This window comes from Nocardia sp. NPDC051833 (assembly GCF_040681225.1).
In the GTDB taxonomy this organism is placed as follows: domain Bacteria; phylum Actinomycetota; class Actinomycetes; order Mycobacteriales; family Mycobacteriaceae; genus Nocardia.
The window spans coordinates 86,292-99,235 of sequence record NZ_JBFAYK010000008.1 but is presented as its reverse complement, the minus strand read 5'-3'; the positions used below and the strand labels follow the sequence as shown (position 1 = coordinate 99,235).

Below are 12,944 nucleotides of genomic sequence, written 5' to 3'. Positions count from 1 at the left end.
TGGACTATGGCCGGTCGCGTCGTGGGAGTCCAGCCCCGAGATCCGGGGGCCGTGACCTAGGGCTGGGGTTGCGGGCGAACGGTGAGGATCTGCTGGGCCACGCCGACCGGTCCGCGGACGTCGTGCAGCACGGTGCTGGTCAGGCCCTGACCGGTGTGGCCGAAGGTGACGCTGGTGTCGAGGCCGGTCCACTCGCCCTCGGGCTGCCGATACAGGTGGATCGTCAGGTCGACGTTGGGGAACATCCACTTGGTCGGCTCCTGGCGGACCGCGATGCCGTTGGCGGTGTCGACCAGCGCGATGAACGACGCCAGGGGCTCGCTCGATTCGCCGGACACCAGTTCCACCGCTGAATGGATCCACGCGGCGGTGCGCCCCGGCTGCGGGAGCCCGACGGGGCGGGTGTCGATGGTGGCGATGTAGCCGCCGGGCCAGACCGAGCTCAGCGCCCACGAGGACAGGGTGTCGGGGGCGGGCAGCCGATCGGGTTCGCCACCGGCGACGCTGTCGGTGTCCTGATCGCTCAGCAGCCAGGCGCGGGCGCTCACGACATCGCGACCGGCGATGACGACCGTGGCCTCGACCAGTTCGATGGTGCGGCCGGGCCGGACGGTCCTGACCTCGATGTCGAACTCCTCGAAGCCGATGCGGCCGAGGATGTCGAAGCTGATCCGGCTCAGCGCCAGCGCGGGGCGTTGTTCGCGCGCTCGCGTGCGCAGGATCTCGTGCACGATCAGTCCGCCTACGGGGCTGAAGTGCTGTTCGTCGCGGGCCCAGGCGCCGCCCGCGTTGGCGGTGGGCACGAAGCTGTGCGTGCCGACGCGCTGGAAGTAGCTGGGGGCGATCGTCTCCGTCACAAAACTCAACCTACGGGTCGAATTTTCATCTTTCCAGTCGATTCACCATCCTTGTGGTCGACTTCACAGCATCACGGACCCGCCGACGCCGCCCGATATGATCGGCCGATGACTTCGATGGCGGACGAGAGCGTCGCGCCCGCCGGGCGCGCGGCCAGACGCCGCGATCGCCGCAAGGCGGAGATGATCGATGCCGCGTTGCAGATCCTGTCGAGCAGCGGCTATCAGGGGATGCGATTCGAGGACGTCGCCGAGCGCTCCGATATCGCGAAAGCGACCCTCTACCACTATTTTCCGAGCAAGGACGCGCTGGTCTCCGCCGCGCTGGAGAAACTGACCTCCGATGTCCTGACCCACCTCGGCGCCGCGCTCGACGCGGCGGCGGATCGATCCGCGGCCGATCGACTGCGCGCGCTCGTCGCCGAGCAGCTGCGGGTCCTCACGGCGCTGTATCCCGAAGTGGGGAAACTCTTCTCGTTCCCGGCGCCGTGGCCCGCCGAGCACACCGAGTCGATCAAGACCATGCGCCGGCGGCACGACCGGCTCTTTCGCGAGGTCGTCGACGCGGGCATCGCGTCCGGCGAATTCGATTGCCCCGACCCGTCGGTCGCGCTGCACTGCCTGCACGGCATCCTCAACCACGCCTCGATCTGGCTCCGCCCCGAGGCCGACCCGGACGGGCGGACCCGCGATGCCGTGGTCGAGGAGTCACTGCGCCTGTTCGTCCGAGCCTGAAACCTCGCAGATCGGGCACTGCACGGACCCGCGGGTCAGGCGTCGGAGCGAAGGGGTAGTTTCTCGGGCACGGGCGGGGAATTCTCGCTCGTCACGGGAGGGACCCACTGTGGCTGAACCGAGAACCCATCACTATCAATTCGCCCATCGGGTCCTGCCCGATCTAGCGCAGCGGCTCGGCGCTCGCATGGTCACCGACGAACCGCCGTTCGGCTACACCGAACAGCTGAAGTACCTGTGGGACACCGTCGGTGAGCAGCTCGCCCCCGACGACCGGCTGCCCTGCGACGACATCAGCGGCCGCCGCCTCGACGGCGACGGATTCCGGCTCCTGCTGGTCCAGCTCCCGACACCAGCCGCCCCCGCGGAAGCGCATTTCGTCGCCGTCGTTCTCCCCGACGAGTCCGAGAACGTGCGGATCTTCACCCTCGAACGCGCCGCTCTCCAACCCCCGGACCGCTCCGACGCCACCATGCTCGGCTCCTGGGCCGACCACAGCCACTTCAACCTGGGCCCCGGCCCCCACCCCGACGCCACCGCCTTCGTCGCCGCCATCCACTCGAAGCTCGCCGCACCTTAGGTCCCGACAGGCGGTGCCGAACAGCTCAACGCACTGAGCGTGCGTGAGTCAGGCCGTCCTGGCGTCCAATTCGTCGAGCAGCTCGATGCTGTCGCGATACAGGGCCGCCTGTAGCTCCTCGTCGTAGGACACCTTCGACGACCGAACCGGCCTGCGACCCACCAGATATTCGCCGGTGTCGCCCGCGCGCTCGGGTGCCGCGACCAACCATGCGAGATCGGCGCCGGACCTGCGCGGGGTTCGCACACCGGGGAGCACGAGCAGCGTTCGGGCGATGGTTCGCCAGGCCGCGCGCTGGAAAGTACCTGCGTCTCTGGCCAATCCGGTGCCGGGCATGAGGCCGGGGTCGTAGGCGTTCACGGTGATGCCACGCGGCGCGAGTTCGCGGGCCAGGTGGTAGGCCGTCTGCAGGTTCGCCAGCTTCGATGTCGAATACCGACGCCGGGCATCACGCTGGGGCGATTCGGCGGACTCGGGCGGATAGGCGAGTTCGCGGGCGGTCGCATGGAGCGGGTGTGGCATGCCGGTGAACTGATCGGGATTGTGCGTTCCCGACGACACCAGGACGATTCGCGCCGGGGCGACCAAGTGGTCGACCAGTTCGCGGATGAGGCCGACATGGCCGAGGTGGTTGATGGCGAAGGTCGCTTCCATGCCGTCGGCGGTGAGCACGCGGCTGGTGAATTGCAGGCCGGCGTTGCAGACGAGGCCGCGCAGGGGCGGTAGGTCGGCCGCGACGAGTTCACCGGCGAACGCGAGAACCGATGCGCGCGAAGACAAGTCGAGCGGGCGACCGTGCGCGTTGATGGCCGCTGCCGATGCGTGCGTGCGGGCGCCGTCGCGACCGGTGATCACGACGTGATTGCGCGGGTCCAGCACGAGCGTGCGGGCGCATTCGTAGCCGAGGCCGCTGGTGCCACCGGTCACCACAATCATTCTGTCACCTGATGTCATATGGCACAGTCTGCCATATGACATCGGCGTGCGACACTGTTCCGATGTCGCTGCGGGATCTCAAACGGGAACGGACCAGGCAATCCATCGTCGACACGGCGTTCACGCTCTTCGCCGAACGGGGATTCGACGACGTCACCGTCGCCGAGATCGCGGCCGCCGCCGAAGTCGGTACCAGGACCCTGCATCGCTACTTCACCAGCAAGGAAGAGCTGGTCTTCCCCGAGGACGAGGAACTGCGCGCCGACCTGACCCGGCTGCTCGCCGAACGCCCCGCGGGCGAACACCCCGAGACCACGCTGGCCGTGGTCATCGCTCCCCTGGTCGGCCGATTCGGCAGCGAAAATCTTGTCAAGGCCCGTACCCGCGACGCGCTGATCGCGAGCTCGCCGGCCCTACAGGCCCGCGATCTCGCCAAACAGGCCGCTGTCGAGCACCTCGTCGAACACCACCTGGCCCGCCAGCTCGGCGTGGCGGTCGGCACCGATGTCCGCCCGTCGCTCTGGGCGAAGATCGGCATGGCCTGTTTCTTCTCCGCCTATCGGGTGTGGCTCAGCCAGGGCGGCGAGCTCGCCGATCACGTCGCCGCCGCCCGCGCGGCCCTGTCCGAGACGCTGCCGTCACTCGGCACCTAGCGAACGCGAATCGCCCGCCCACGGAATCCGTGGACGGGCGATTCAGGCACTGCTACCGACGAATCGGCTGGTACGACTTACACGTCGTAGTACAGCTCGAACTCGTACGGGTGCGGGCGCAGGTTGACCGGCGCGATTTCGCTGTCGCGCTTGATCTGGATCCAGGTCTCGATCAGGTCCTCGGTGAAGACGTTGCCCTCGGTGAGGTAGTCGTGATCCTGCTCGAGGCGGTCGATGACCGTGGCCAGGCTGGTGGGGGCCTGCGGGATGTTCTTGGCCTCCTCGGGCGGCAGCTCGTAGAGGTCCTTGTCGACCGGAGCCAGCGGCTCGATCTTGTTCTTGATGCCGTCCAGGCCGGCCATCATCATGGCGGCGAAGGCCAGGTACGGGTTGCCCGAGGAGTCCGGCGCGCGGAACTCGATGCGCTTGGCCTTCGGGTTGTTGCCCGTCACCGGGATACGCACGGCAGCCGAGCGGTTGCGCTGCGAGTACACCAGGTTGATGGGGGCCTCGTAGCCCGGCACCAGACGGTGGTAGGAGTTGACGGTCGGGTTGGTGAACGCCAGCAGCGACGGGGCGTGGTGCAGGATGCCGCCGATGTAGTGACGCGCCAGATCCGACAGGCCGCCGTAGCCGGCCTCGTCGTGGAACAGCGGCTTGCCGTCCTTCCACAGCGACTGGTGCACGTGCATGCCCGAGCCGTTGTCACCGAAGAGGGGCTTCGGCATGAAGGTGACAGACTTGCCTTCCTGCCACGCGGTGTTCTTCACGATGTACTTGAACAGCTGCAGGTCGTCCGCGGCGGAGAGCAGCGTGCCGAACTTGTAGTTGATCTCGGCCTGACCGGCGGTGCCGACCTCGTGGTGGCCGCGCTCGAGCTCGAAGCCCGCGTTCTGCAGGTTGGTCGAGATCTTGTCGCGCAGGTCGACGTAGTGGTCGTACGGGGCGACGGGGAAGTAGCCACCCTTGTTGCGGACCTTGTAGCCCAGGTTGCGGCTGCCGTCCGGGTTGAACTCGTTGCCGGTGTTCCACGAGCCCGAGACCGACTCGATCTCGTAGAACGAGCCGTTCATGCCCGAGCCGTAGCGGATGCCGTCGAAGATGTAGAACTCGGCCTCGGCACCGAAGTAGGCGGTGTCGGCGATGCCGGTCGAACGCAGGTACTCCTCCGCCTTGCGCGCGATGTTGCGCGGGTCGCGGGAGTAGGCCTCACGGGTGAACGGGTCGTGCACGAAGAAGTTCAGGTTCAGGGTCTTCGCGGCACGGAAGGGGTCGATCCGCGCGGTGCTGAAGTCGGGGAGCAGGAGCATGTCCGACTCGTCGATCGACTGGAAGCCACGCACCGAGGAGCCGTCGAACGCCAGACCCTCTTCGGCCAGGTCGGCGGTGAACGCCTTGGCCGGGATCGAGAAGTGCTGCTGGACGCCGGGAAGGTCGGAGAAGCGGATATCGACGTATTCGATGTCCTCTTCCTTGATGTACTGGATGACCTCTTCGGCCGTGCTGAACGTCACTTGTTCTCCTTACGGATCGGTTCCCAGCCAGTCGCGATGCATGGGTTCGTCGCCAGCTGACGCTATGGACGCGGTGTTTCCCTACAGTCAAGGCTGTGTTTCGCCAGTGTTACGCGTGCCGGATATCTGGTGATGTCTGCCATCCGGGCGCGACCTGCATCGTAATCCTGCCATCCGCTCCACCGCGCGGTGACGTGACCTCCACTAATGCGGTCGTGAGCGGGCGATAGCCGGCCACTATCCTGGGACCCATGGCGCGTATCACCGGCACATGGCTTTCCGGCAATCCGGCGGAACCGGGCGACCCGGAAACATCCGGCTACCCCGGCGAGCTGTACGGGCTGCCACGTGCGGGCGCGGGCTCGCTCGCGCCGACCTGGCGCCGGGTCGTCGCGCTGTTCGTCGATTGGTTCATCGCGGTCGGGATCGCCGCCGTGATCACCCGCAGCTTCGCCTCCTCATCGATGCCACTGCTGGTGTGGTTCGTGATCGGCGTCGCCGCGGTGACGCTGTTCGGGTTCACCCCCGGCCAGTACTTCCTGAAACTGCGGGTGCTGCGGATCGACGCCCCGGTGGCGGTCGGGTTCGTGCGGGCGCTGGCGCGGCAGGTGCTGCTGGTGTTCGTCATCCCGGCGCTGTTCACCGACGCCGACGGGCGCGGCATGCACGATCGCGCCACGGGCACGGCCCTGGTCAACGCGCGCTGACCCGTCGCGGCGGGCCGGGGGCGGCCTTTACGCTGTGGCCGTGTCACTGAATCCGGCCCTGCTGGCCGTGCGTTTCCTGCTCGAGCTCGTCGCCATCACCTCGTTCGGGGTGTTCGGCTGGCGGGCCTTCGACTCGCCCTGGCGATATCTGCTCGTCGTCGTGCTGCCGATCGCGGCCGCGCTGCTGTGGGGCACGTTCGCCGTCGCCGACGATCCGAGCCGCAGTGGCGGCGCGCCGGTGCCCGTCTCGGGCCCGGTCCGGCTGCTGATCGAGGTCGCCGTGCTCTTCGGTGGCGCCGCGGCGCTGTGGGGCGCTGGACTGCCCCGGCTCGCGCTGATCTCGACGGCGGTGCTGGTCGGGTACCACCTGCTGGCCTACGACCGGATCCTGTGGCTGCTCACCGGACGGGCGCCGAACTCCTGACATGACACGAGCCCGGCACCTGCGATCAGGTGCCGGGCTCGTGGTGGTACGCGGGCTCAGCGGCGACGGATCGCGCGCTGCATGCCCTTCATCTTGGCGCCGGGGGGCATCGGGCCCTTCGGCATCGCCGGGCCGCTGCGCGAGCTCAGCGCGGTCAGCCTGCCCTCGATCTGGTCGATCCGCTTGACGTCGATATTGCGCGGCAGCTTGGTGAGGAACTTCTGCAGATCCTTGAGCGGGGTCTGGCCCTCGTCGTTGCCGACGATCACTTCGTAGATGGGGGTGTCACCGATGAGGCGGGCGGTGCGCTTCTTCTCCTGCGCGATGAGCGACTTCACCCGCTGCGGGGAGCCCTCGGCGACGAAGACCACACCCGGCAGGCCGATGACGCGGTGCACCGCGTCGAGCTGGGTGGTGGCCGCGACGCCGTTGGCGACCCGCCACTTGCCCTGCAGGTTCTCCAGCACCCACGCCGCCGCGCCCGCCTGGCCCTCGGCCTTGCGGTAGACGTTCTTCTGCACGCGACGTCCGAAGATGATGAACGCGAACAGCACACCGAGCAGCAGACCCAGCGGCAGCAGGAACCACTGCATGTCGAAGATCAGACCGACGACGAAGAAGACCACCGCGGTGCCGACGAGTGCGCCGATCATCAGCGGCAGCAGCGCCTTGTCTTCCTTGCGCTGCATGTTGAACGCCTGCCACAACTGCTGACGCCGTTCGCGTGATGCCTGCTTACGGGCCGCTTTAGCCGCGGCCTTGGCTTCCTTCGACGGCTTGCCGCCCTTGCCTCCTGCCATAGTGTCAGCTTAGATGGCCCTCCGCCGGGCCGTCGGACCGCATACGCACCGACCTCGAACACGGCGATTCGGGCGCCTTTCACGGCGAACCCGCCGGGCACGGGCAACAATGGCGAGGGTGCGCCCGATGATCGAGAAACCGACCGGATCCCCCGTCACCGCCGGGGTCGACGACGCGGTCGCCGAGCGGCTGGCCGCGGCGCTGCGCTGCGCGACGGTGTCGACCGAGGACCCCACCCAGACCGCCGACGCGGAGTTCGCCCGGCTCGCCGAGCACCTCGAGACATCGTTCCCGCGCGTGCACGCCGAGCTGACCGTGACCACCTTCGGCCGCAGCAGGCTCTACCGCTGGGACGGCGCCGAGCCGGGACCGGTCGCGGCGATCCTGCTGGCCCACCAGGACGTGGTCCCGGTCGACGACGCGCAGCGCTGGACCCATCCCCCGTTCGCCGGCGTCGTCGACGCGGAGTTCATCTGGGGCCGGGGCGCGATCGACGACAAGAGCCGGGTGCTGGCCGTGCTCGAGGCCGTCGAGCAGTCGCTGACGGCCGGTGTGCGTCCCCGGCACACCGTCTACCTCGCCTTCGGGCACGACGAAGAGGTCTTCGGCGACGGCGGCGCGGTCCGGATGGCCGAGCACCTGCGGGACGCGAACGTGCGGGCCGAACTGCTGCTCGACGAGGGCGGGGTGATCACCGAGGGCGTGGCCGAGGGGGTCGAGCGGCCGGTCGCGAGCATCATGCTGGGCGAGAAGGGGTACGCGACGGTGCGGCTGTCGGTCAGCGAGACCGGCGGGCACTCGTCCATGCCGGGCAAGCAGACCGCGGTCGGTCGCCTGGCCCGCGCCGTCGCCCGGGTGCAGGACCATCCGATGCCGCTGCGGTTGACGCCGGTGATCACCGACATGCTCGCCCGGATGCGGGTGGCGCTGCCGGAACCGCGCCGCAAGCTGCTCGAACTCGCCGATACCCGCGGGCTGGCCACGCTGGCGGGGCCGCTGGTCACCCGGATCCTGGCGGCGGGCCCCACCACCGAGGCGCTGGTCCGTACGACGACGGCGCCGACGGTGATCCGTGGCGGGGTGAAGGCCAATGTGCTGCCGCAGAGCGCCGAGGCGCTGGTGAATTTCCGTATCCTGCCCGGTGATTCGGTGTCGACGGTGCTCGCGCACTGCCGCCGGGTGATCCGCGACATCGGGGTGGCGATCGAGCTGGTCGGGCCCGCGTCGGAGCCCTCGCGCGTCACCGGGCCCGGCCCGTCCTACGCGCTGATCGCCGAGCTCGCCGCCGAGATCGTCCCCGGCGTCGTGACCACCACCGGATTGGTGCCCGGCGCCACCGATTCCCGGCACTACGACGGGCTCGCCGCCACCCGCTGCAACTTCGCGCCGATTGTGCTGACCGCGGCGGACCTGGAACGGATCCACGGAACCGACGAGCGGATCTCCCGGCTCAACTACGCTCGACTGATCGAGTTCAATCGGCGCCTGATCGAGCGGCTCGCGGTGGCGCCCGGCGACGAAGGAGCAGCGCAGCGATGACGACGGACACGGGCGAATTCGCCGGTAACGGCGGCCGGATCGCCTGGCGCGCTTGGCAACCCACCTCCGCCCCGCGTGCGGTGGTGGTGCTGGTGCACGGTGTCGCCGAGCATTCGGGACGCTACGAGTACGTGGGCGACGCGCTGGCCGCGCAGGGCTTCGCGGTGTACGCGCTCGATCACATCGGGCACGGCCTGTCGGAGGGCGCGGCGGCCAATATCGGCTCGATGCACGCCGCCGCCGACAATGTGGCCGTACTGCTCGACCTGGCGGGCAAGGCCCATCCCGGCGTCCCCCGCTTCCTGCTCGGTCATTCGATGGGCAGCCTGGTGGTGCTGCACCTGGCGACCCGCGGCCCGGTCGACGTGGCCGGGGTCGTGGTGTCGGCGCCGCCGCTGGACATCCCGCTGGGCAATCCGGTGCAGCGCCTGGCCGCGCCCCTGCTCACCCGGATCGCGCCGAATCTCGGTGTGCTGACCTTGGATTCGTCGACGATCAGCCGCGATCCCGCGGTGGTGCGCGCCTACGACGACGACCCGCTGGTGTTCCGCGGCAAGCTGCCCGCCCGCACCGCGGTGGAGATCCTGCAGCACACCGCGCTGGTCAAGCAGCGTCTCGACGCGCTCACCCCGCCGCTGCTGGTGGTGCACGGCACCGCCGACACCATCGCCGCGCCGTCGAGCGCCGACGTGCTCGAACGCGACGCCGGATCGTCCGACGTGACGGTGCTGCGCTACCCGGGGCTGTTCCACGAGGTGTTCAACGAACCCGAGCGCGACCAGGTGATCGCGGACGTCGTCGACTGGCTCTCGCAGCATATTACCGACGAGTAACTTAGAACCTAGTAGACTCCGCGCATGGGAACCACGTCTACCGGCGCCGTCGCCTTCATCCGCGCCAGCTGGCACAGCTCCATCGTCACCAAGGCCCACGAGGGCTTCGTCGCCGAATACGCCGGTCTGGGTTTCGACCCGGCCGCCGTCGAGGTGTTCGACGTCCCCGGCGCCTTCGAGATCCCGCTGCACGCGCAGCGCCTGGCCCGCACCGGCCGCTACGAGGCGATCGTCGCCGCCGCGCTGGTCGTCGACGGCGGCATCTACCGCCACGACTTCGTCGCCACCGCGGTGATCGACGGCCTGATGCGCGTGCAGCTCGACAACGACGTCCCGGTGTTCTCGGTGGTGCTCACGCCGCACCACTTCCACGAGCACAGCGAGCACGTCGACTACTACACCAACCATTTCGTGACGAAGGGAGCCGAGGCCGCCCGCGCGGTGGCGAACACCCTCAGCTCCCTGCGATCACTGCCTGCGGCCCGCTGACTACTTGAACTGGGTCAGGCAGGCCTGTTCGCCGTCGAGGACGCCGGTGCGGAACGCCTCGAGGCGCTGATAGCCGCTCGGCACCACCTTGCCGTTGACGTCGGCGGCCGCGAGGCCGTCGGCGAGCAGGCCCGACACCGCCTCGTCGAGGTCACCGGCCGACAGCCGCGGATCACTGCCCGGCTCACTGAGTTTCGTGGTCAGCGCCCCGGACAGGCACGCGGTGCGCAGACCCGCCGACTCGGCGCCGGTGAGTGACAGCTTGCGGTCCTGCTGCACCGCCAGGGCATAGCGGGACACGAAAACCACCGCGGCGTTGTAGTCGCCGGTGACCATCGCCGAGAGCGGTTCCTCCTTGCCGGTGGTCCCCTCCCCCGCGCGCTTGGCCATAGCGGGCAGGTCGGTGCCGATGGTGTTGCTGCCCGGGCAGTACGACACCGGGTCGGTGGTGGTGGTCGAGGCGCAGTTGCGGGTGACGCCCGCGTAGTCGAACTTCGGCGCGTTCTTCACGGGCATCGACTTGCCCAGCTGGGTGGCCAGCGAGATCAGGTTCTCCTTGTTCACCGGCAGCTGCTGATCGCGCTCGCCGTCCTCGAAGGTGACCGGCAGGCCTGCGCGGCGCTTCTCGATCTCGTCCTTGTTGATCCCCTTGCAGGACCCGGCGCCCTCGGTGTAGCCCATCTGCACCGCGGTGACCCGCTCGAAGGCCGAACCGTGCACGGCGTCGGGATCATTGGGGTCGCGGTCGCGCACGGCGACGGTCGCGCCGAGCACACCGTTGAGGCCGTCGGTGGTGTTGAGGGTGAAGTGCTTGGACCTGCCCTCGGCGACGTGGCGCAGGAAGACCCCGGCCAGGCAGTCGGCCTGCTGCTCCTTCACCAGCGCGTCGGTGAGGAAGCCACGCAGCAGGTCGGCCTGGGACTGGATGGCGTGGCCGTACTCGTGGGCCAGCACCATCACCACCGACATCTCCTTGTACTTGTCGACCAGCAGCGGCAGCAGGACCGAGCGGTCCCAGCCGATGGTGTGGTCGAGCGGGCAGTACGCGGCGTTGACCAGCTTGTAGGTGCTGCTCTTGCAGAACTGCACCGATTCCGACTCCGGCGCCTTGGCCGACCACGAGATGTACTTCGAGGCGGGCTTGAAGTTGCCCCGGAACGTCTTGGAATACTCGGTCTGCCAATACTCTTCGATATCGGCGATGGCGTTGAGCGCGAGCTTGTCGATCTTGCCGTTGTCGCCGTTCTCCGCCTTCTTGTCGGTGTCGGGCACCCCCGGACGGGTGCCGCTTGGCCCGGTGTTCGACGTCGCGCCCGCCACCTCCCACGGGTTGTCCATCGCCGGCACCGCCTGGTCACTGGCGACGGTCGTCGCCGAGCAACCGGTGGCGAGCAGGCCGACGCTCACCAGTGCCGCCACAGCCATGGCGAACCGATGTTTGATCATCCGCTGTTTCCTCCCCGGGGAATGACACGGACGCCGAGCGGTCCGATGTCGAGCGCTCACATGGTAATCGACGCGGTCAATCCCGCATCCGGACCGTGGCGAGCAGCGCGCGATGATCCGACCCCGGAATGGTCAGCGTGCGGACCTCTTCGGCCACGCCACCTGCGACGAGGATGTGATCGATGCCGATCACCGGGCCCCAGCGACGATCCGCGGGATAGGTCAGCAGGACACCGTCGCCGGTCTGGTCCGCGGCGGCCGCGAACGGACCGTCCAGCAGCGCGCGGTAGGCCGAATGGTTCTGCGTCGCATTGAAATCCGCGCCGACGATCGCGGGCGTGGGGGCCGTGGCCAGGATCTCGTCCACCCGGCGCAGCTCGGCCGTCCACGCGGCGAAGTCGATGTTGGGCGGGATCGGGTGGAAGGCGAACACCGAGATCGGGCCGCGCTGTGGATGATCCATCGTCGCGGAGATATTGCTCATGATGAAGCCGTCGTACTTGGTGTTCTCGCGCAACGGGTATCGGCTGTAGATGCCGGTGCCGCCACCGCCGGATTGCGCGGGTTCCAGGTAGAAGTAGGGCAGCCGCTCTTCCAGTCCGGCCGCGCGCAGCCGGGTGATCGAGTCGGTGGTCAGTTCGTCGGCGGTGAGCACGTCGACGTCGTTGTCGCGCACCGCCGCGACCACGGCGGCCGGATCCGCCTGTCCGAAGAGCAGATTCGATTGCAGCACCCGCAGCTGCGGTCCGTCGGCCGCACCGGCCGCCGGAATGTAGCCCGGCACGATCAGCCAGGCCGCACCGGCCAGCACCACGCCGCCGGCGATCGCGCTGCGCCAGCCGCGCGCGAGGAGAACGAGGACCAGCCCGAGCACCGCGCCCAGCATCAGCCACATCGCCCCCGACGCCAGCAGCACCAGCGACTGCTGCCGCCAGCTGCCCAGATGCAACACGATCCCGGCCACCGCCGCGATCAGCGCGCCCCACCCCAGGACCAGCAACGCCCGGTCCAACCATTTCCGCATCATGGGGCCCGAGCCTAGGCTGGCGTCCTTGTCGCGCCCTTATGGCGGCGCTAAAGGTTCTCTGAGGTGCCGGTGGCGGCCTACACTGGCGCCGCAGAAGGAGGTAGCCGGTGTACATCGAGGAATTCCCCGCCGCGGGCCCGCTCACCGAGGACGCCGTCGACGCGCTGATGACCGTCGCGGGCCGCTACACCTCGGCGCTGACCCTCACCGTGGCCGATCGCACCGTCCAGCTCCCGGTCCTGCCGGTCTGCTGGACCGAGCTCCCCATCCGCGCGGGCACCCCGATCACCGTCGAAGCGGCCCGTGGCTACCGCCCCGCCGACACCGAGGACCGCACCGCCCTGCGCGACTTCGTCGCGACCTTCCAGCGCGCCACCGGAGCGTCCCACTGAGGCGCGCCCGT

Annotated in this window: 15 protein-coding genes; 9 read left to right on the top strand and 6 right to left on the bottom strand. The window is 68.8% G+C overall.

From position 1 onward, the window contains the following. Window positions 1-56 precede the first annotated feature (56 nt). Window positions 57-857 carry a thioesterase family protein gene (locus tag AB0L91_RS33805; protein WP_365016819.1) on the bottom strand — a complete coding sequence of 267 codons (801 nt, stop codon included), beginning with the start codon at window positions 855-857 and terminating at the stop codon, window positions 57-59. 108 nt (window positions 858-965) lie between these two features. On the opposite strand from AB0L91_RS33805, the gene AB0L91_RS33800 reads away from it, so the two are divergent. Then, window positions 966-1,592: a TetR/AcrR family transcriptional regulator gene (locus AB0L91_RS33800; protein WP_365016818.1), complete on the top strand. Its 627-nt coding sequence runs from the start codon at window positions 966-968 to the stop codon at window positions 1,590-1,592. A 109-nt stretch (window positions 1,593-1,701) separates the two neighbouring features. Then, window positions 1,702-2,172 (top strand): hypothetical protein, encoded by a 471-nt coding sequence (locus AB0L91_RS33795; protein WP_357347615.1) that lies wholly within the window; start codon window positions 1,702-1,704, stop codon window positions 2,170-2,172. Between the two features lie 48 nt (window positions 2,173-2,220). Here the strand turns inward: AB0L91_RS33795 and AB0L91_RS33790 are convergent, their stop codons facing one another. Next, window positions 2,221-3,108, bottom strand: a complete 888-nt coding sequence (locus AB0L91_RS33790; protein ID WP_365016816.1) for an SDR family NAD(P)-dependent oxidoreductase — start codon at window positions 3,106-3,108, stop codon at window positions 2,221-2,223. A gap of 62 nt (window positions 3,109-3,170) precedes the next feature. On the opposite strand from AB0L91_RS33790, the gene AB0L91_RS33785 reads away from it, so the two are divergent. Then, on the top strand, window positions 3,171-3,761 hold the full coding sequence (locus AB0L91_RS33785) for a TetR family transcriptional regulator (protein ID WP_365016814.1): 591 nt from the start codon (window positions 3,171-3,173) through the stop codon (window positions 3,759-3,761). A gap of 77 nt (window positions 3,762-3,838) precedes the next feature. Here AB0L91_RS33785 and glnA read toward each other — a convergent pair whose 3' ends face one another. Then, on the bottom strand, window positions 3,839-5,275 hold the full coding sequence (glnA, locus tag AB0L91_RS33780) for a type I glutamate--ammonia ligase (RefSeq protein WP_357347621.1): 1,437 nt from the start codon (window positions 5,273-5,275) through the stop codon (window positions 3,839-3,841). A 251-nt stretch (window positions 5,276-5,526) separates the two neighbouring features. On the opposite strand from glnA, the gene AB0L91_RS33775 reads away from it, so the two are divergent. Further along, entirely contained in the window at window positions 5,527-5,982 is a 456-nt protein-coding gene (locus AB0L91_RS33775) for an RDD family protein (protein ID WP_355279196.1), read from the top strand. 40 nt (window positions 5,983-6,022) lie between these two features. Further along, window positions 6,023-6,406, top strand: coding sequence for a YrdB family protein (locus AB0L91_RS33770; RefSeq protein WP_365016812.1), 384 nt, complete (start codon window positions 6,023-6,025; stop codon window positions 6,404-6,406). Window positions 6,407-6,462: 56 nt separating this feature from the next. Here AB0L91_RS33770 and AB0L91_RS33765 read toward each other — a convergent pair whose 3' ends face one another. After that, a complete protein-coding gene (locus AB0L91_RS33765) occupies window positions 6,463-7,206 on the bottom strand; it encodes a DUF4191 domain-containing protein (protein WP_357347627.1) in 744 nt (247 codons plus the stop codon). A 127-nt stretch (window positions 7,207-7,333) separates the two neighbouring features. On the opposite strand from AB0L91_RS33765, the gene AB0L91_RS33760 reads away from it, so the two are divergent. Genes AB0L91_RS33760 through AB0L91_RS33750 form a run of 3 tightly spaced genes read left to right on the top strand, consistent with a single transcriptional unit; the run spans window position 7,334 to window position 10,068 of the window. Next, complete coding sequence (locus AB0L91_RS33760; RefSeq protein WP_365016810.1) at window positions 7,334-8,746, top strand: M20/M25/M40 family metallo-hydrolase; 1,413 nt, start codon at window positions 7,334-7,336, stop codon at window positions 8,744-8,746. Beyond that, complete coding sequence (locus AB0L91_RS33755) at window positions 8,743-9,579, top strand: lysophospholipase (RefSeq protein WP_365016808.1); 837 nt, start codon at window positions 8,743-8,745, stop codon at window positions 9,577-9,579. Before AB0L91_RS33760 ends, AB0L91_RS33755 begins: the two co-directional genes overlap by 4 nt. A gap of 24 nt (window positions 9,580-9,603) precedes the next feature. After that, window positions 9,604-10,068 carry a 6,7-dimethyl-8-ribityllumazine synthase gene (locus tag AB0L91_RS33750; protein WP_355279183.1) on the top strand — a complete coding sequence of 155 codons (465 nt, stop codon included), beginning with the start codon at window positions 9,604-9,606 and terminating at the stop codon, window positions 10,066-10,068. Here AB0L91_RS33750 and AB0L91_RS33745 read toward each other — a convergent pair whose 3' ends face one another. Then, window positions 10,069-11,514, bottom strand: a complete 1,446-nt coding sequence (locus AB0L91_RS33745; RefSeq protein WP_365016806.1) for a metallopeptidase — start codon at window positions 11,512-11,514, stop codon at window positions 10,069-10,071. Between the two features lie 76 nt (window positions 11,515-11,590). Continuing rightward, window positions 11,591-12,541: an endonuclease/exonuclease/phosphatase family protein gene (locus AB0L91_RS33740; RefSeq protein WP_357347635.1), complete on the bottom strand. Its 951-nt coding sequence runs from the start codon at window positions 12,539-12,541 to the stop codon at window positions 11,591-11,593. A 107-nt stretch (window positions 12,542-12,648) separates the two neighbouring features. Between AB0L91_RS33740 and AB0L91_RS33735 the strand changes: the two genes are divergently transcribed. Further along, entirely contained in the window at window positions 12,649-12,933 is a 285-nt protein-coding gene (locus tag AB0L91_RS33735; RefSeq protein ID WP_365016803.1) for a hypothetical protein, read from the top strand. Window positions 12,934-12,944 lie beyond the last annotated feature (11 nt).